This is a genomic window from Halomonas sp. AOP43-D1-4 (assembly GCF_052446175.1).
Classification (GTDB): Bacteria; Pseudomonadota; Gammaproteobacteria; order Pseudomonadales; family Halomonadaceae; genus Vreelandella; species Vreelandella citrativorans.
The window spans coordinates 41,285-58,251 of record NZ_JBQSVY010000002.1; the positions used below are offsets into that span (position 1 = coordinate 41,285).

Sequence of the window (16,967 nt, forward strand, 5' to 3'; positions counted from 1 at the left end):
GCGCGTTCTGGTGCCAAGGCAGTGAACTCATGACTAAGGATGGAGATACCATGACTCACCACACCTACAAGCACATAGAAATCACCGGCTCTTCCGAGAAAGGCATCGAGGAAGCCGTGCAGAATGCAATCGCCAAGGCGTCCGAGTCTATCCAGCACATGCGCTGGCTAGAAGTGACCGATACACGTGGCCATATTGAAGACGGCCGCGTGGCCCACTGGCAGGTCACCGTTAAAGTCGGTTTCACGCTGGAATAATCCTTACCTGCATTTCGACGGCGGCTGGTTTACACTGGCCGCCGTCTTTATTGCAGCGCATTACGTTAGATATACAACGCTACCTATTGCGCTGGCGCTTTCAATGGAACCGATGCTCAGTAATGAAAATCATCATTCTCGGCGCCGGCCAGGTCGGCGGCACCCTGGCGGAGCACCTCGCTCGCGAGGAAAATGACATCACCGTTGTCGATACCGACGCCAATAAGCTGCGCGAGCTGCACACCAAGCTCGATATTCGTACCGTCACCGGCGCGGGTTCCTACCCTATCGTTCTGCGGCAGGCTGGCTGCGAAGATGCTGACATGTTGATTGCGGTGACCAACAGCGACGAAGTCAACATGATCGCCTGTCAGGTCGCGCATACGCTGTTCCGCACGCCTACCAAAATAGCCCGGGTGCGCGCCACGCCCTACCTGACTCGCAAGGGGCTTTTTGCCCACGAAGCGATCCCCATTGATGTGTTGATCAGCCCCGAACAGGTGGTCACCGACCATGTCCGCCGCTTGATTGAACACCCCGGTGCATTGCAGGTGTTGGACTTTGCGGATGGCCTGGTGCAGCTAGTGGCGGTCAAAGCGGTGTATGGCGGGCCACTGGTGGGTCAGGACTTGGCCTTTTTGCGCAGTCATATGCCGAACGTGGATACTCGCGTCGCGGCTATTTATCGGCGTAATCGGCCCCTCATCCCCCGCGGCGACACGGTCATTGAAGCCGACGATGAGGTGTTTTTCCTTGCTGCCAGGAGAGACATTCGCGCGGTCATGAGCGAGCTTCGGCGAATCGAGCGGGGCTTTCGCCGCGTCGTCATTGCGGGCGGCGGCAACATTGGCGAACGCTTGGCCGAGCATCTGGAACACAGCCATCAGGTCAAGATTATCGAGCATAGCCTAGAGCGCTGTACCACGCTCTCCGAACGGCTTGACCGCACCGTCGTACTTCACGGCAGCGCGACCAGCAAGCGGCTTCTGGAAGAAGAGAACATTGAAGACTGCGATATTTTCTGCGCGCTGACCAATGACGACGAAGTCAATATCATGTCGTCGCTGCTGGCCAAACGGCTGGGGGCCAAGAAGGTGCTTACGCTGATCAACAACGCCGCTTACGTAGACCTCGTTCAAGGTGGCGAGATCGATATCGCGATTTCGCCCCAGCAGGCCACCATTGGCAGCCTGTTAACCCACGTACGCCGAGGCGATATCGTCAATGTGCATTCACTACGCCGAGGAGCGGCAGAAGCCATTGAAGCCATTGCTCATGGCGACAAACACTCTTCGAAAGTTGTCGGCCGTACCGTTCGCGAGATCGGCCTGCCCGAGGGCACCACGATCGGAGCGATTGTGCGCGGCAAGGACGTCATTATCGCTCATGGGGATGTCACGGTGGAGAGCGGCGATCACGTGATTCTGTTTGTGATCGATAAGCGCCGCATCCGCGATGTCGAGCGTATGTTCCAGGTCGGTTTGACGTTCTTTTAGGAGCATGCACCTACCATGAGTCTGCGGGTCATTTTACGCATTTTAGGGCTGTTGCTGATGCTGTTCAGCCTGACGATGCTCCCCCCCATTTTGATTTCCCTGTGGTTTCGCGATGGGGTCTGGTACGCATTTATGATCGGTATCGCCATTACGGTGATCACCGGCTTAACCTTGTACCTACCCAATCGCCGTGCCCACAAAGAGCTACGCATCCGTGATGGTTTTTTAATCGCGGCGATGTTCTGGACGGTTCTGGCGCTGTTTGGTTCGCTACCGCTGATGCTGTTTGGCGATACGTCGCTGAGCATTACCGATGCGGTGTTTGAATCATTTTCAGGCCTGACCACGACAGGCGCCACGGTGATTACAGGGATCGACTTTTTGCCCAAATCGATTCTCTACTATCGCCAACAGTTGCAGTGGCTTGGCGGGATGGGGATTGTGGTGCTGGCCGTCGCGATTCTGCCTACGCTTGGGGTCGGCGGCATGGCGCTTTACCGCACCGAAATTCCAGGGCCTCTAAAAGACTCCAAACTAACGCCACGCATTACCGAAACGGCCAAAGCGCTTTGGTACATCTACGCCACCCTCACCATGGCCTGCACGGTAGCCTATATGCTGGCCGGCATGGATTGGTTTGATGCCATAGGGCACAGTTTCTCTACCGTGGCGATTGGCGGTTTTTCTACTCATGATGCCAGTATCGGTTACTTCAACAGTGCAGCGATTGAGCTGATTTGCGCGGCTTTTATACTCATTTCCGCGTTCAGTTTTAGCCTGCACTTTATCGCGTGGCGTGAAAAGCGCTTGCTGCACTACTTCCAAGACCCGGAAGCACGCTTTTTAATGCTGTTTCTGGCAGGACTTGTCACGATTACCGCGATTACCCTGTGGCTGACACACACCTACGATACGCTAAGCGGCTTGCGCTACGCGCTTTTCGAGGTGGTGTCCGTCGCAACCACAGCAGGCTTTTCCGTCGCCGACTTCTCAGCCTGGCCTGGCGCTATCCCTTTTTTACTGTTTATTGCCGCTTTTGTGGGCGGCTGCTCCGGCTCAACAGCAGGGGGAATGAAGGTCATCCGGATTATCCTGATTCTCAAGCAGGGCATGCGCGAGGTTATGCGCTTGATCCACCCCAATGCGGTTATCGCGGTTAAAGTCGGCAAAGTGAGTGTACCCGACAGCATCGCCCAGGCCGTTTGGGGGTTCTTCTCCGCCTACGTCATGCTGTTCTTTTTAATGCTGATGGGCGTTATGGCGACCGGCGTGGATCAGGTCACCGCCTGGTCGACCGTGGGGTCAGCGCTTAATAACCTTGGCCCGGCACTCGGAGAAGCCAGCGGCAACTACGGCGAGCTACCTGACCTTGCCAAATGGATACTGGTGCTTGCCATGCTGCTGGGCCGCCTGGAAATTTTTACCGTGTTAGTGTTATTTACGCCCGCTTTTTGGCGGCGCTAATTCGGATGATGCCGTTTACTATTTGAGTTGAGACACCTAATGACCCAAGACGACACCACCCCGCTAGCCACGGCGTCTGACGCACCACCCGCCACTAGCGGGCCGCTGAAAACGGTTACCGTGGGCGGTACTACCTACACTTTGCTGGGTACGGCGCATGTGTCGGCACAAAGTGCTGACGATGTAAAAATGCTGGCTGACAGCGGGCTTTATGACGCCGTAGCAATTGAGCTGTGCGACGCTCGCCATCACAGCATGACGAACCCGGATGCCATGGGTGAGCAGGACCTTTTCCAGGTATTCAAGCAAGGCAAAGCGGGCATGGTCGCGGCAAGCCTGGCACTGGGCGCTTTTCAACAGCGCATCGCTGAGCAGTCCGGCATTGAGCCAGGTGCCGAGATGCGCGCCGCGCTTGAAGAGTGCCGTATCCGTAACCTGCCACTTTTACTGGTTGACCGCGATGTCGGGATAACGCTTAAGCGCATCTACCGCAACGTGCCCTGGTGGCAACGCTTTTCACTCTTTTCAGGTCTAATTGGCAGCGTACTATCGCGCCAGGACGTATCCAAGGAAGAGATCGAAAAGCTAAAAGAAGGCGATATGCTGGAAGCCACGTTTAGCGAGTTTGCCGCTGAATCGGAAGCCCTTTACACCCCGCTGATCCGCGAGCGCGACCGCTACATGGTGCTACGCCTTGCCGAACAGGCGCCGCCTGGGCGCTTCAAGAACGTATTAGTGGTGCTGGGTGCTGGCCACCTGAAAGGCACTGCTGAGCACCTGGAAGCACCATTACCCGAGAACCCAACGGTAGAACGCGAAGCGCTGGAAGCTTCACCGCCGCCCTCCAAACTCTGGAAAGCCTTGCCTTGGCTGATTACTGCGCTGGTCATTACCGGCTTTGCCATTGGCTTCTCACGCAATACCGATTTGGGTTGGCAGTTGGTGCTGGAGTGGTTCTTGATCAACGGGATTCTGTCCGGCGGGGCGACCCTTATTGCGCTTGCTCACCCGGTCACCGTTATTACCACTTTCTTTGCCGCACCGCTTACCTCGCTTAACCCAACGATTGGGGCCGGTTTTGTCGCCGCCGGGGTGGAGCTTTACATGCGCAAACCCAAGGTGCGCGACTTCGCTTCGCTACGTCAGGATGTCACCCACCTTAAAGGGTGGTGGAAAAACCGGGTGTCGCGCACGCTGCTGGTGTTTATCCTCGCCACGCTCGGCTCAGCCGTGGGCACCTGGGTCGCAGGCTTTCGAATCGCAGGTGCCTTGTTTGGTAGTGGTGCGGCGTGAGTACGCTTAAGCGTTCGCCCTGGCAGGCGGATGCCTTGCTACTGCTGGTAACCATACTGGCGGCAGCCGGATGGATTTTCTCCAAGGAAGCGCTTGCCGGTATGCCGCCGATGCTGTTTATCGGCACACGCTTTTTACTGGCTGGGCTCATCCTGCTGGGCTTTGCCTGGCCCACCTTAAGCGCCATGCCAGCACGGCGTATTCGGCGCGGTATTTTTGTAGGTTTTCTGTTTAGCGGCGCCATTGGCTTCTGGATCATGGGGCTTGCGACGTCAAATCACCTGGGCGAAAGTGCGTTTATCAATAGCCTGGGAATATTACTGGTGCCTATCGTTGCCAAGCTGCTGTTTGGCGACAGACCACCACGCACCACCTGGATCGCCCTGCCCGTTGCCCTGCTGGGCTTCGCGTTGCTCTCCCTTAATGCTGGTTTCAAGGTAGAAACCAGCCAGCTTTTGATGGTCTGCGCAGCACTCTGCTTTGCGTTACTCATCAATATTAATACCCGCGTCGTGCGAAACGTAGCCGCCCTACCGCTCACCACACTTCAGCTGTTATCCGTGGGCACCGTACTAACCCTGGTGTCCTTTATGTTTGAGCGCCAGCCCGTGGCGCTTAACACGTCTATTCTGGGCTGGTTTATGGCCAGTGTTCTATTGGCAAGCGCCCTGCGGTTTTTCCTGCAAATTACCGCCCAGGGAATGACCACGCCAAGCCACGCCTCGGTGGTATTGATGCTGGAAGCGGTATGGACCGCATTATTTGCCGCCTGGTGGTTTGGCGAAGTTATGGCGCCGTTACAGCTACTCGGCTGCGGGCTAATTTTTACCGCCCTGCTGATTAACCGCTGGTACTGGGTGCGCAAGATACTCCTGCGTTGGCTACCCGGCGCTGCCCGCTAGCGACGCTCTTCCCTCTCTTCAACCCCTTCCTTTCGTGCTAACAGGCGCGTCATTGCCTCAGTGGGTTCTGCAATTTTCTTGTAGAACCGGCTGGCGGCGTAGCTATCGTTAAACACATCGAAGTAGTCATCCAGCACGGCCGCCGCGTTGTTGTCGCCCCCTTGGCGCAACAGCTCAATGGCCACTTCTGCCGTACATAAATGCGCTTTCGAGGCGGGCTTACGCAGCCGGTAGCGGGTTTCGCGTTCGGTATGTAACGGCAATACCGGCAACGCATCCAGGTACGCACTCTTGCGAAACATGCGCCGTGCCTGCCGCCATGTACCATCCAGAATGATAAACACAGGAATACGTGATTCCTGTTTGGCGCTGTGTACGGCGTCCATTCCCACCACCCGGTCAGCATAATCGGGCTGGTCATCCGGGAAGATAACAAAGGGCACGTAGCGCGGGTCTGCCAAAAGCTCGGTTAACTGCGCATCCGGCGCCGTCCGATACCAGGTAAATACCTGCGTTTGCGCCAGCACATCCCCTATCAACCGGCCCGTATTGGTCGGCTTATAGTGCTCCAACGGATGCGTCAGCAGCCATACCTGGGCATGGCTTTCAGCCTTCACCTGGTACGGGCAAAGGCAGTTTAGCGCGGGCAAATTACAGCCCTCACAGCGTATGACAAAACTGCCCCGCGCCTTGAACTCTCGACGCGGTGGGCGAGGATGACCAGTGACAGAATCACATTCAGTTGAGGCAGGCATCCGCGCTCCAAAGGTCGTCAACAGGATGAAAAAGGGCGCAGAGTATAAAGCAGTGCTTGATCGTTGACGAATCCATCACCACCGTAAACCTTTTTAATCTTCATAGTTGACATGACAAACGCTTCGTCGCTAGAGTCTCGTCAACTTTTTATATAAAAATGGTTTACCAATGATCGCGACCGCTGCCCCACGCAATGACTGGACGCTTGAAGAAATCAACGCCCTGTTTGCCCTGCCGTTTAACGATTTGCTGTTCCAGGCTCAGCAGGTACACCGAGCGCATTTCGACCCTAACGCGGTCCAGGTATCAACCTTGCTGTCGATTAAAACCGGCGCCTGCCCCGAAGACTGTAAGTACTGCCCACAATCGGGCCACTACACCACACAACTTGAAAAAGAGAAGTTGTTGGAAATCGAAAAGGTGGTGGAACAGGCCCAGGCCGCTAAGCAAGCTGGCGCCAGCCGTTTCTGCATGGGCGCAGCCTGGCGCAGCCCCCGGGACAAGGACCTGCTCGTTGTCGAAGAGATGGTCCGCCAGGTAAAGGCGCTGGGGCTTGAAACCTGCATGACGTTGGGCATGGTCAACGACCAACAGGCTACCCGTTTGGCAACCGCCGGGCTTGATTACTACAACCACAACCTGGACACGTCCCCCGACTACTACGGCGAAATCATCACCACGCGCACCTACAGTGACCGCTTGGAAACCCTGGCGACTGTTCGTGAGGCGGGCATGAAGGTCTGCTCCGGCGGCATTTTGGGCATGGGGGAAGGTGCTCAGGATAGAAGCTCCCTGCTGCAACAGCTGGCCAAACTCAGCCCGCACCCGGAATCGGTGCCGATTAACATGTTGGTCAAAGTGCCCGGCACGCCACTTGAGAACGTGGAAGATCTCGACCCGCTGGAGTTTATACGCGCCATTGCCGTCGCGCGCATCATGATGCCCCAAAGCCATGTACGGCTTTCCGCCGGGCGCGAGCAGATGAGCGAATCCACCCAAGCGCTGGCGTTTCTGGCCGGTGCCAACTCCATCTTCTACGGCGACAAGCTGTTAACGACCAGCAACCCCCAGGCCGACCGCGACCGCGCCCTGTTTGCCAAGCTAGGCCTGCATCCAGAAACGCGCGAAACCTGTGAAAGCGAGGCCGCGCAAAGTGAGCGCTTGGCTCAGCAGCAGCTTAACCAGCGCGTCGCTGAGCTTGCGGTGGATGCCAGTGTCTGAGGCGTGGCATCAACGTCTGGCCAATGCGCGAGCGGTTCGTCAGCACGCCCAGCAGTGGCGCACTCGGCGTACCCGACAGCCACACCTGGTGAACTTCGCAGACAATGACTATCTTGGCCTGGCAACCGACCCTCGCGTTCAGGCTGCCCAAGCCGAAGGCGCTCGCCGATTTGGCGCCGGGGCTGGCGCATCGCATCTGGTGAACGGCCACCACGCGATTCACGATGCCCTGGAAGACGCCCTGGCAGCCTGGACAGGCCGCGAGCGAGCCGTGCTGTTCTCCACCGGCTATATGGCAAACCTGGGCGTGCTACAGGCGCTTGCCGATACCCACACGGCCATTTTTCACGACCGGCTCAATCACGCCTCACTGCTGGATGGAAGCGCGCTGAGCGGCGCCCGCTCACGGCGCTACCACCATAACGATAGTGACGACTTGAGCCGCCTGCTGGCGCGCAGCCGCTGTACCCACAAGCTAGTGGTTAGCGACGGTGTCTTTAGCATGGATGGCGATGTGGCCGACATTGAAGCGCTGGTGCGGGTAAGCCAACAGCATGCTGCCTGGCTAATGATTGATGATGCCCACGGCCTTGGCGTTATAGGCAATAACGGCAGCGGCTGTGCGGGCACACGCTGGGGAAGTGACCAGGTGCCGATTCTGGTCGGTACACTGGGCAAAGCGCTGGGCACGGCCGGTGCGTTTGTTGCAGGCGATGCACAGTTGATCGATCATCTGACCCAGTTCGCTAGAAGCTATATCTATACCACCGCACAGCCGCCCGGCGTTAGCGCCGCGACGCTGGAAGCGCTTGCGATTGTCCAGTGCGAGCCCGAGCACCGCCTGCGCCTTGCGCGTCATATAGACTACTTTCGTGAAGAGGCTCTACGGCTGAACCTGCCGCTGGGTGAATCGCGCACGCCCATTCAACCGCTGTATCTGGGAGGCGAGTCGCGCGTGCTGCAGTGGGCCGAACAGCTGTATCAAGCAGGGATTGACGTTGGCGCAATTCGTCCACCCACCGTGCCCAAAGATGAGTCTCGCCTGCGCATTACGCTCAGCGCTCGCCATTCGCGTAGTGATATCGACCGGCTTCTCGAAACGCTGGCGGCCTGCCACTTGGAGGCATTATGACGCGCCTGGTACTGCTTTCAGGCTGGGGAATTGACCGGCGCATCTGGCGGCCGCTGCACCCTTACTGGCCCGCCAACGTCGAGGTCGCCGCCGTTGATTGGCCTGGTTACGGCGAGGTTCCTGCACTGCCTGCCAACGCTTCCCTGAGTGAGCTTGCCACGGCCATGGCAAGCCGTCTGCCCAGCGATGCGGTTTGGGTCGGATGGTCGCTGGGCGGCCTGCTGGCGACGGCGCTGCTTGATTATCTTCCTGCGCCCCAGGGGCTACTACTGCTGGGAGCAGGTGCCAGGTTCTGCACGCCGGATAGCGCGACGTCAGCAGCGCTTGCCGACTTCCAGGCCATCTTTGCGCACCGTGGCGATGCTGCGTGGCGTCACTTTCTGCGCTGGCAGGCTCAAGGAGAGCCCGCTCCGTATCAGGTTCACGCACAGCTGCGTGCCCTGCTTGGCAGTACGCCCCCGGCAGACCGCACCACGCTTTCTGCAGGCCTTCACTGGCTGGCCACGCTGGATAATCGTCGACGCCTAAACACGTCGCCGTGCCCGGTGGTTCATCTGGTGGGCGAGCATGACCCACTGATCAGCGCTATTGAGTGCCAGCGGACGCTAACACTTGAACGCGGCGGCCACTGCCCAATGCTCTCGCAGCCAGCGCGTTTGGCGTCACTGCTCACCGCTCAAGCTGCTGCGCTATCTGCCAGGGAAATGGCATGAGTTCGATCCCCCCTCAGTTACGGCGGCCCAGCGCCGACTGGCAGGCCCGAGTGGCGCACGCTTTTTCCCGGGCAGCACCGCAATACGATGCACTGGCCAGCGCCCAACGCCATATCGGTGAAACGCTATGGAACGACTTGCCCTCTGAGGCTAGCCATATACTCGACCTGGGCTGCGGTACTGGCTATTGGTCGCAGCGGCTAGCCGAACGCTACCCCCATGGACACGTCACGGGGCTGGACATTGCGCCGGGCATGCTGGAGCACGCTCGCTCGCGCCACGGCGACCACATCGCCTGGCAGCCAGGCAGTGCCGAGTCGTTGCCCACCCCTCGCCACCTATTCGACCTGGTGTTTTCCAACCTGGCCATTCAGTGGTGCTGCGACACACTGGCCGTCATGCAGTCGCTGTATCGAGTGCTGGCGCCAGGCGGCCTGGCGTACATCAGTACGCTATTACCCGGCACGTTGGTCGAAGTGGCTTTCGCCTGGCAGCGCTCAAGCGCGCTGTTAACGACGCCCTCCTACCGCCTGGTTAACGATGCTATTCACGAAAGCGGCCTGCGCTGCACTCACCAAGCGACCCGCGTGGAAACCTTCTTTTATCCTGACATCAAGGCCGTTATGGCTTCCATCAAGGGGGTTGGCGCACAAGTGGCCAGGCCCAACGCCATGCTCACCCGGGCGGACCTGGCAGCGGCTGCCACGCGCTTTGAGCAGCTTCGTAAGCGCCAAGGGCTTCCGGTCAGCTATCACTGCCTGAACCTGCAGCTGGAGAAACCCCGATGAAGCGCTTTTTTGTTACCGGTACCGACACCGATGCGGGAAAAACGCTGGTCGGAAGCGCACTTCTTTATAGCGCCCGATGCCAGCAGTTGAGCACCTTAGGGATTAAGCCCATCGCCTCTGGCAGCTCGCTAACGACGAAAGGGCTGCGCAATGGCGATGCGCTGGCACTGCAGCAGCAGTGTGAACCGCCAGTTGACTACGCCACGGTTAACCCAATGGCCTTTGAGCCTGCGATAGCACCTCACCTGGCCGCACAGGAGGCAGGCCAGATGCTAAGCGTGTCTGAGGTTGCCCACTGGCTGCGCGACACCCTTGGCCAGACGCCGAGGGCGTTCACTCTAATTGAGGGTGCGGGCGGCTGGCGAGTGCCAATCAACGAACAGGAGGATTTTGCCGACATCGCCATCGCGCTGAGGCTGCCGGTGATCCTGGTGGTTAGTTTAAAGCTCGGCTGCCTGAACCATGCCCGCTTAGCGGCCGATGCCATTCGCGCCGACGGTCTGACGCTTGCGGGCTGGGCAGGCAGCGTGATTGACCCCGCCTTTGCGGCGGATACTGCCCGTTTCACGGCCAACATGGCCCACCTTAACGCCAGGCTGGCAGCGCCCTGCCTGGGCATTGTGCCGCATTTGACAACGCCCGATGCGGCCACCGCCCACCGCTATCTCTCGCTGGAGGCATTATGAACTCGCCAGTCTGGCACCCCTACGCACACCTTAAAACCCAACCGCCCGCCCCCAGGGTGGTCGGCGGTAGCGGCGCCTATTTTGAGTTGGAAAGCGGCGAGCGCCTGCTGGATGCTACCTGCTCCTGGTGGTGCATGATTCACGGTTACGGCCATCCGCGCCTGGTGGCGGCCATTCGCGAGCAGGCGGAAACACTCTGCCATGTGATGCTCGGCGGGCTCACCCATGACCCCGCCGACCAGTTGGCGCGTGAGCTGGTGCGCGTCACGCCCGACGGGCTTAATCACGTCTTCTACTCTGACAGCGGCTCGGTAGGCATGGAGGTAGCGATGAAAATGGCGCTGCAGTACCACGTGCTTACCGGGCAACCGAAAAAGCGCAAAATGCTCTCGCTAATGAAGGCCTATCACGGAGATACCACGGGCTGCATGGCCGTGTGCGACCCAGAGGAAGGCATGCACAGCTTGTTTTCAAGCCTGCTGCCCCAGCACCATTTTGCGCCTGCGCCAACCGCTCCTTTTAACGCAACGCAAGCGCAGGTAGCCGCCGATTTAGATGCGCTAGGCGAGGTGCTTGAGCGTCACCATCAGAACACTGCTGCGCTGCTGATGGAGCCGCTGCTGCAGGCTGCGGGCGGGCTGAACATGACCTCCCCGGATTATTTGCGCGGCGCCCGAGCCCTGTGTGACGCATTTAACGTGGTGCTGATCTTTGATGAGGTTGCCACGGGGTTTGGCCGCACCGGCAAACTATTTGCCGCCGATCACGCCAACGTTACCCCGGATATCATGGTGCTTTCCAAAGGGCTAACTGGCGGCTATTTGGGTCACGCCGCCACGCTTGCGACCGACCGCATTCACGACGCTTTTATCGGTGACAGCGCACAGCACGCTTTTATGCACGGCCCAACGTTTATGGGCAACCCCTTGGCGTGCCGGGTAGCGCTGGAAAGCCTGGCGGTATTTGAAGAGGAAAACTATCCTGGAAAAATAGCGCTCTTAAACCGGTTACTGTGCCGCGCCTTACTGGAGGATCAAGCGCTCATGGCGCACCCAGAGGTTGCCGATGTACGCGTACTGGGCGCCACAGCCGTTATTGAAGCGCACTCGGAAGCAGCGTTAACAGGCGTTGCCACATTTGCTCGCGAGCAGGGTGTTTGGCTACGCCCGATTGGGCGCTGGCTCTATACCATGCCCGCCTATATTACCTCTGAACAGCAGATAACCCACATTACTGATGTCATGAAGGCCTGGTTTCTGAAATCGTCACCCCGCTTGTCAGGCTAAAGCGTTAAGGCAGTGTTAGCGCGCCTTCTCTTTTCCAGCGCTCTACCAGCGCGGGCACGCCTTCCCCGGCAGTGGCATTAATCGCCAGTACACCGGGTGGGCTTAAGGCATCGGCATCCGGGTCAACCAGTGCGCAGGGCGTGTCGTAGTCGATATACGAGAGCAGTGAGGCGGCGGGCATCACCGCAAGCGAGGTTCCGACGACCAGCAAAAAATCCGCTTGGCTGGCTAGTTCGCAGGCCTCTTCAAACAGCGGCACGGCCTCGCCAAACCAGACCACGTCAGGGCGCAGCTGGCTGCCCTTATCGCACAGATCACCCAACGCAATACCGCCTTTAACGAGCGGATAGCGCATGCGCTCATCCGCGCTGGAGCGGGCATTTAAAATTTCGCCATGCAAATGGATCACATCGCTGGAACCTGCCCGCTCATGTAGGTCATCAATATTTTGAGTGATAACGGTAACCTTGAACCCCGCCTGCTCCAGGCTTGCCAGCGCCCTGTGCGCGGCATTGGGCTGGGCGCTGCGAATCTGCTCTCGGCGCTGATCATAAAACGTCAGTACGCGCTGGGGGTCGCGCTGCCAGCCTTGCGGCGTTGCCACCTCTTCAACCGGGTGGTCTTCCCATAAGCCATCGCTTGCGCGGAATGTCTTGATACCACTTTCGGCGCTGATCCCCGAGCCGGTAAATACCACCAGATGGCGCGCTGTCGTCATGATTACCTCGCTGCTTTACCGCGGTTACTGTTCAGCGTCTACAAAGCGCTGCTCGTTCCCATAAGGGTACACGTCAATGATACGGCCATCGACAATGGCCTGCTGCAGGCCCTGCCAGTATCGGACCTCAAACAGCTCCGGGTGAAGCTGTTTAAACACCCGCAGCCGCTCCGGGTTGGCAAACATGAACGGGCCAAACTCCTCGGGAAAGATATCGTTCGGGCCAATGGAGAAGCTTTCATTTCCACCTCTTAGGTAATCGTCACCACTTGAGGCCGGGATAGCGCGAAAGTGGCACTCGGTGAGGTAACACACCTCATCGTAGTCGTAAAAAATCACCCGCCCCTGGCGCGTAACGCCAAAGTTTTTGAGCAGCATATCGCCTGGGAAAATATTGGCGGCGGCCATCTGCTTTATGGCATCGCCATAGTCCTTGAGCACCGCTAACTGCGCCTCATCGTCACACTGCTCCAGATAGATATTCAGCGGCGTCATCATGCGCTCGGTATAACAGTGTTTGATGACGACTTTCTCGCCTTTCAGCGACACGGTAGAGGGGGCAACTTCCAACAGGTGAGCCAAGCATTCCGGGTCGAAATGATCGTTATGCACGGTGAAGTTAGAAAATTCCTGAGTATCGGCCATGCGGCCTACTCGGTCGTGGCGCTTCACCAAATGATACTTTTCGCGCACGATATCAGGTGTCACGTCCTTGGCAGGATCGAACTCGTCTTTAATGATCTTGAATACCGTACGCGCACTTGGCAGTACAAACACGGCCATCACCATCCCGCGTACGCCGGGGGCGATAATAAACACGTCCTCACGCTTGGCGACCTGCTGATTAAGCGCGCGAAAGAACTCGGTTTTGCCATGTTTAAAAAAGCCAATGGCCGCGTAAAGCTCACCGGCTGGCTTATGGGGCATTAAGCGCTGCAGATAACCCACACACTCATTCGGCACCGCGACATCCACCTGAAAATACGCCCGGCTGAACGAGAAGATAATGGCTACATCGTCAGGCGTAATCAGTACGGTATCCAGATGAAGCCGGGGGACGCCCTCAGTGTTCTGTTCGGCATGCTCCTGGTGGCGTACTGGCAAGACCAGTGGTACTTGTTCCCCGCCGCCGGTGATTCGCCCCACCAGGTACGCCCCTTTATTGCGATAAAAAACACTGTGAAGCAGCTCTATAGCGGCGTCCTTTGCCTGCCATATAGTGTCTGGCAACGTTTTGTTTAATAGCGCGGCACCCAAGCGAGTATCTCGTGCCATATCGGCAAACGGGTTGTGCAAGGCAGCGCCTTCCAGTGCCCAGCGCAGGGCCGCCTGCCAATCCCCATCAATGGAACGGCGTCGGCACAACTCAATGCCTGAATGCTGCGCCGCCTTCTTTCGTGAGCTGATCACAAACATCCACTCATTGCGAATATGGCGATGCTTGAAAATGGCGCAAAAGAGCGAGTTAAAAAAGGTTTCGGCCAGTTCAACATCCCGCCGCGGACGAATTAGCTCGGCATAGTGGCTACGCGCTTCACGCCAGACCTCGCAATGGGTTAATAACTCATTTGAAAATGTACGCTTGAGACGTTCAACCGCGTCATCCACCTGTTGCTGATAGAGATTAATCCGCGCAATGGACGCTTGCTGGCTCTCCCGCCAGGCACCTTCTTGAAAGCGGCGCTGAGCGTCCAGGGTAATGGCTTTAAAGCGGGTTCGGTACGCTTCAAAGCCATGCAAAATGGTCGCGGCCAAGCGATAGGCAGGCGTGGTGTTCACAAGCGGGACTCTTGTCGCTTTTTGATCAGCCTATAGGATGAAACGCCATGAAGCCATTCAGCAAAGACGCTTTATTGAGTGAGTGGGCAGCCTCTTCACGTCGTGCGGCATAAGCGCTAATCAGCGATCAAAAAGTTTTTCGTTGCGCCCGGGGCGGCTGCGTCGCCTTCAAGTACCTTGTCTTCAAGTACGCCGTCTTCACTGCGATCTTTTAATTTAACGCCCGATACTTTCAGCTTACGGGCGTCTTTAAGCAGTAAAAAGAGTCGCCGGGCCGCCTCCGCCATGTTCAAGCCCGCTGGGCGCACGTTGGAAATGCAGTTGCGCCGGTCATCCTTAAGCCCCGGCTCGGGCGCCCAGGTCATGTAAAGCCCCAGGCTATCCGGCGAGCTAAGCCCGGGCCGCTCACCGATCATCACCAGCACTGCGTCAGCATTGAGCAGCGCGCCAATTTCATCACCAATCGCCACCCGGCCCTGCTCGACGATAGCGAGCGGCGCTAACTGCCACTCAGCGTTGTCCTGCTCAAACTGCTGATACAGCGCTTTTAAAAATGGCTGGCTGTTCTGCTGGACCGCCAGAGCAGAAAGTCCATCGACAATCACCACAGCCAGATCCACGCGTGATGGCGACGTTTGGGCATTGTGTAAGCGCTCCCGCGAATCATCATTTAACCGGCGGCCAACATCGGGGCGCTGGAGATACATGGCGCGGCCCTCCACTTGGCTGTGCAAGCGCAGCGGCTCATGTTCAAGCGCAAAGGCTTCTTGCAACTGCTGAGCCAGCGCTTCGACATCCAGCGGGGCATGCACCGCATCCTGCGCCTGAGCGTGGGCCAATTGAAACTCCAGCAGCTTACCGGTAGGCAGGCTGACGCCCGCCCGGCCCAAGCCGATACGCGCATCGGTAAATGCACGCAGCCGTTCCCAAGGGTTCTCTACAACAATAGACGTTGGGTTAGACGTCATGGCGTGGCTCCCTGGGCAAGTGGCGCAGGCTGTTAGCGAACGCGGCGGGCACCTGGTCGTTTAGCGTGTGCGTTTTCACATCGTTGAAAATCTGCATCTCATCAAGCCAGCGCTCAAACTCCGGCGCGGCTTTTAGCCCAAGCACGCGGCGGGCGTAGAGCGCGTCGTGAAACGAGGTGGTCTGATAATTGAGCATAATGTCGTCAGACCCCGGAATGCCCATCACGAAATTGCAGCCCGCTACGCCCAACAGGGTCAGCAGGTTGTCCATATCGTTCTGGTCGGCTTCAGCATGGTTGGTGTAGCAAACATCACAGCCCATGGACACGCCCAAAAGCTTGCCGCAGAAATGGTCCTCAAGCCCAGCCCGGGTGATCTCTTTACCATCGAACAAGTACTCGGGGCCGATAAACCCCACCACCGTATTGACCAACAACGGGCTGAATTTGCGCGCCACCGCATAGGCACGCGCCTCGCAGGTCTGCTGGTCAAGCCCATGATGAGCATCCGCGGAGAGCGAACTGCCCTGGCCAGTTTCAAAGTACATGACGTTGCGCCCCACCGTGCCCCGATTAAGCGACTGGGCAGCCGCTTCGGCTTCGGCCAGCGTGCTTAAATCAAACCCGAAGCTACGGTTGGTGGCTTCAGTGCCGCCTATCGACTGAAACACCAGGTCTACCGGGGCGCCCTGCTCAATGGCTTCCAGCGTGTTGGTCACATGGGTAAGCACGCAGGATTGGGTGGGAATTTGGTACTTCTGAATCACGTCATCCATTAAGCGCATCAGCTTCACGCTTTGAGCCACGTTATCGGTGGCCGGATTAATCCCGATGACCGCGTCGCCGCTGCCATAGAGCAGGCCATCCAGAATACTCGCCGCAATGCCGGTGACATCGTCCGTCGGGTGGTTGGGCTGTAGCCGGGTAGAAAGCCGCCCGGGCAGGCCGATGGTATTACGAAAAGCCGTGGTAACTCGGCACTTTCTGCCCACCAGAATCAGATCCTGATTGCGCATCAGCTTACTGACCGCCGCGGCCATTTCCGGCGTAATGCCTGGGCGAACGGCGGTGAGCACTTCTGAAGTTGCCTGATCCGAGAGTAGCCAGTTACGAAAATCCCCTACCGTTAAATGCCGAAGGGGCGCAAAGGCCTCGGCGTCATGCTCATCGATAATCAGCCGGGTGATTTCATCGTGTTCGTAGGGGATCAGTGCGTCATTCAAGAAGGTGGTCAACGGCAGTTCCGCCAACACCATCTGTGCCACCACGCGCTCCTCAGCGCTTTCGGCAATCACACCCGCTAAACGATCACCCGAACGCGCGGGGGTCGCTTTGGCCATCAGTTCGGTCAGGCTTTTAAAGCGATAATGGCGGCTGCCTACTGTCGTTTGAAAGGTCTGGGCCATGGGGTTTACCTAGTATTTATTTTCCCAACGGCTAGGCGTTACAGAATAGACATTACTACTTACACCATAGCGCTATCACTCATCTTTCAGTATCGAATCTTAG

Annotated in this window: 16 protein-coding genes; 11 read left to right on the forward strand and 5 right to left on the reverse strand. The window is 58.0% G+C overall.

The window, feature by feature from the left end:
- The first annotated feature begins 50 nt into the window (after positions 1–50).
- The 5 genes from ACT3RQ_RS02090 (at position 51) to ACT3RQ_RS02110 (ending at position 5,412) form a co-directional block, all read left to right on the forward strand.
- On the forward strand, positions 51–257 hold the full coding sequence (locus ACT3RQ_RS02090) for a dodecin (protein WP_172118637.1): 207 nt from the start codon (positions 51–53) through the stop codon (positions 255–257).
- A 122-nt stretch (positions 258–379) separates the two neighbouring features.
- Positions 380–1,753, forward strand: a complete 1,374-nt coding sequence (trkA, locus tag ACT3RQ_RS02095; RefSeq protein WP_172118600.1) for a Trk system potassium transporter TrkA — start codon at positions 380–382, stop codon at positions 1,751–1,753.
- 15 nt (positions 1,754–1,768) lie between these two features.
- Positions 1,769–3,217, forward strand: coding sequence for a TrkH family potassium uptake protein (locus tag ACT3RQ_RS02100; RefSeq protein ID WP_444679891.1), 1,449 nt, complete (start codon positions 1,769–1,771; stop codon positions 3,215–3,217).
- Positions 3,218–3,256: 39 nt separating this feature from the next.
- A complete protein-coding gene (locus tag ACT3RQ_RS02105) occupies positions 3,257–4,510 on the forward strand; it encodes a TraB/GumN family protein (RefSeq protein WP_444679892.1) in 1,254 nt (417 codons plus the stop codon).
- Entirely contained in the window at positions 4,507–5,412 is a 906-nt protein-coding gene (locus ACT3RQ_RS02110; protein WP_444679893.1) for a DMT family transporter, read from the forward strand. The genes ACT3RQ_RS02105 and ACT3RQ_RS02110 overlap by 4 nt, the downstream gene beginning before the upstream one ends.
- Here ACT3RQ_RS02110 and ACT3RQ_RS02115 read toward each other — a convergent pair.
- Positions 5,409–6,167, reverse strand: coding sequence for a tRNA-uridine aminocarboxypropyltransferase (locus ACT3RQ_RS02115; protein WP_193055263.1), 759 nt, complete (start codon positions 6,165–6,167; stop codon positions 5,409–5,411). The genes ACT3RQ_RS02110 and ACT3RQ_RS02115 overlap by 4 nt on opposite strands.
- 169 nt (positions 6,168–6,336) lie before the next feature.
- Here ACT3RQ_RS02115 and bioB point away from each other — a divergent pair, with 169 nt between their 5' ends.
- From bioB to bioA, 6 genes are read left to right on the forward strand one after another with little or no spacing between them, the layout of a single operon-like run.
- A complete protein-coding gene (gene bioB / locus ACT3RQ_RS02120) occupies positions 6,337–7,389 on the forward strand; it encodes a biotin synthase BioB (RefSeq protein ID WP_444679894.1) in 1,053 nt (350 codons plus the stop codon).
- Positions 7,376–8,521 carry an 8-amino-7-oxononanoate synthase gene (gene bioF, locus ACT3RQ_RS02125; RefSeq protein ID WP_444679895.1) on the forward strand — a complete coding sequence of 382 codons (1,146 nt, stop codon included), beginning with the start codon at positions 7,376–7,378 and terminating at the stop codon, positions 8,519–8,521. The genes bioB and bioF overlap by 14 nt, the downstream gene beginning before the upstream one ends.
- Positions 8,518–9,234 carry an alpha/beta fold hydrolase gene (locus ACT3RQ_RS02130; protein WP_444679896.1) on the forward strand — a complete coding sequence of 239 codons (717 nt, stop codon included), beginning with the start codon at positions 8,518–8,520 and terminating at the stop codon, positions 9,232–9,234. The genes bioF and ACT3RQ_RS02130 overlap by 4 nt, the downstream gene beginning before the upstream one ends.
- Positions 9,231–10,022: a methyltransferase domain-containing protein gene (locus tag ACT3RQ_RS02135; protein WP_444679897.1), complete on the forward strand. Its 792-nt coding sequence runs from the start codon at positions 9,231–9,233 to the stop codon at positions 10,020–10,022. The genes ACT3RQ_RS02130 and ACT3RQ_RS02135 overlap by 4 nt, the downstream gene beginning before the upstream one ends.
- On the forward strand, positions 10,019–10,708 hold the full coding sequence (gene bioD, locus ACT3RQ_RS02140; RefSeq protein ID WP_444679898.1) for a dethiobiotin synthase: 690 nt from the start codon (positions 10,019–10,021) through the stop codon (positions 10,706–10,708). Before ACT3RQ_RS02135 ends, bioD begins: the two co-directional genes overlap by 4 nt.
- Positions 10,705–11,994, forward strand: a complete 1,290-nt coding sequence (gene bioA, locus ACT3RQ_RS02145; RefSeq protein ID WP_444679899.1) for an adenosylmethionine--8-amino-7-oxononanoate transaminase — start codon at positions 10,705–10,707, stop codon at positions 11,992–11,994. Before bioD ends, bioA begins: the two co-directional genes overlap by 4 nt.
- A gap of 4 nt (positions 11,995–11,998) precedes the next feature.
- On the opposite strand, the gene ACT3RQ_RS02150 is transcribed toward bioA, so the two are convergent.
- The 4 genes from ACT3RQ_RS02150 to ACT3RQ_RS02165 form a co-directional block, all read right to left on the reverse strand.
- Positions 11,999–12,712: an SIR2 family NAD-dependent protein deacylase gene (locus tag ACT3RQ_RS02150; RefSeq protein WP_444679900.1), complete on the reverse strand. Its 714-nt coding sequence runs from the start codon at positions 12,710–12,712 to the stop codon at positions 11,999–12,001.
- 24 nt (positions 12,713–12,736) lie between these two features.
- The gene (gene aceK / locus ACT3RQ_RS02155; RefSeq protein ID WP_444679901.1) at positions 12,737–14,491 is read right to left on the reverse strand and encodes a bifunctional isocitrate dehydrogenase kinase/phosphatase; all 1,755 of its coding nucleotides are present in this window, start codon (positions 14,489–14,491) and stop codon (positions 12,737–12,739) included.
- Between the two features lie 116 nt (positions 14,492–14,607).
- On the reverse strand, positions 14,608–15,459 hold the full coding sequence (eutC, locus tag ACT3RQ_RS02160) for an ethanolamine ammonia-lyase subunit EutC (protein ID WP_444679902.1): 852 nt from the start codon (positions 15,457–15,459) through the stop codon (positions 14,608–14,610).
- Positions 15,449–16,864 (reverse strand): ethanolamine ammonia-lyase subunit EutB, encoded by a 1,416-nt coding sequence (locus ACT3RQ_RS02165; RefSeq protein ID WP_444679903.1) that lies wholly within the window; start codon positions 16,862–16,864, stop codon positions 15,449–15,451. Before ACT3RQ_RS02165 ends, eutC begins: the two co-directional genes overlap by 11 nt.
- Between the last annotated feature and the right edge of the window lie 103 nt (positions 16,865–16,967).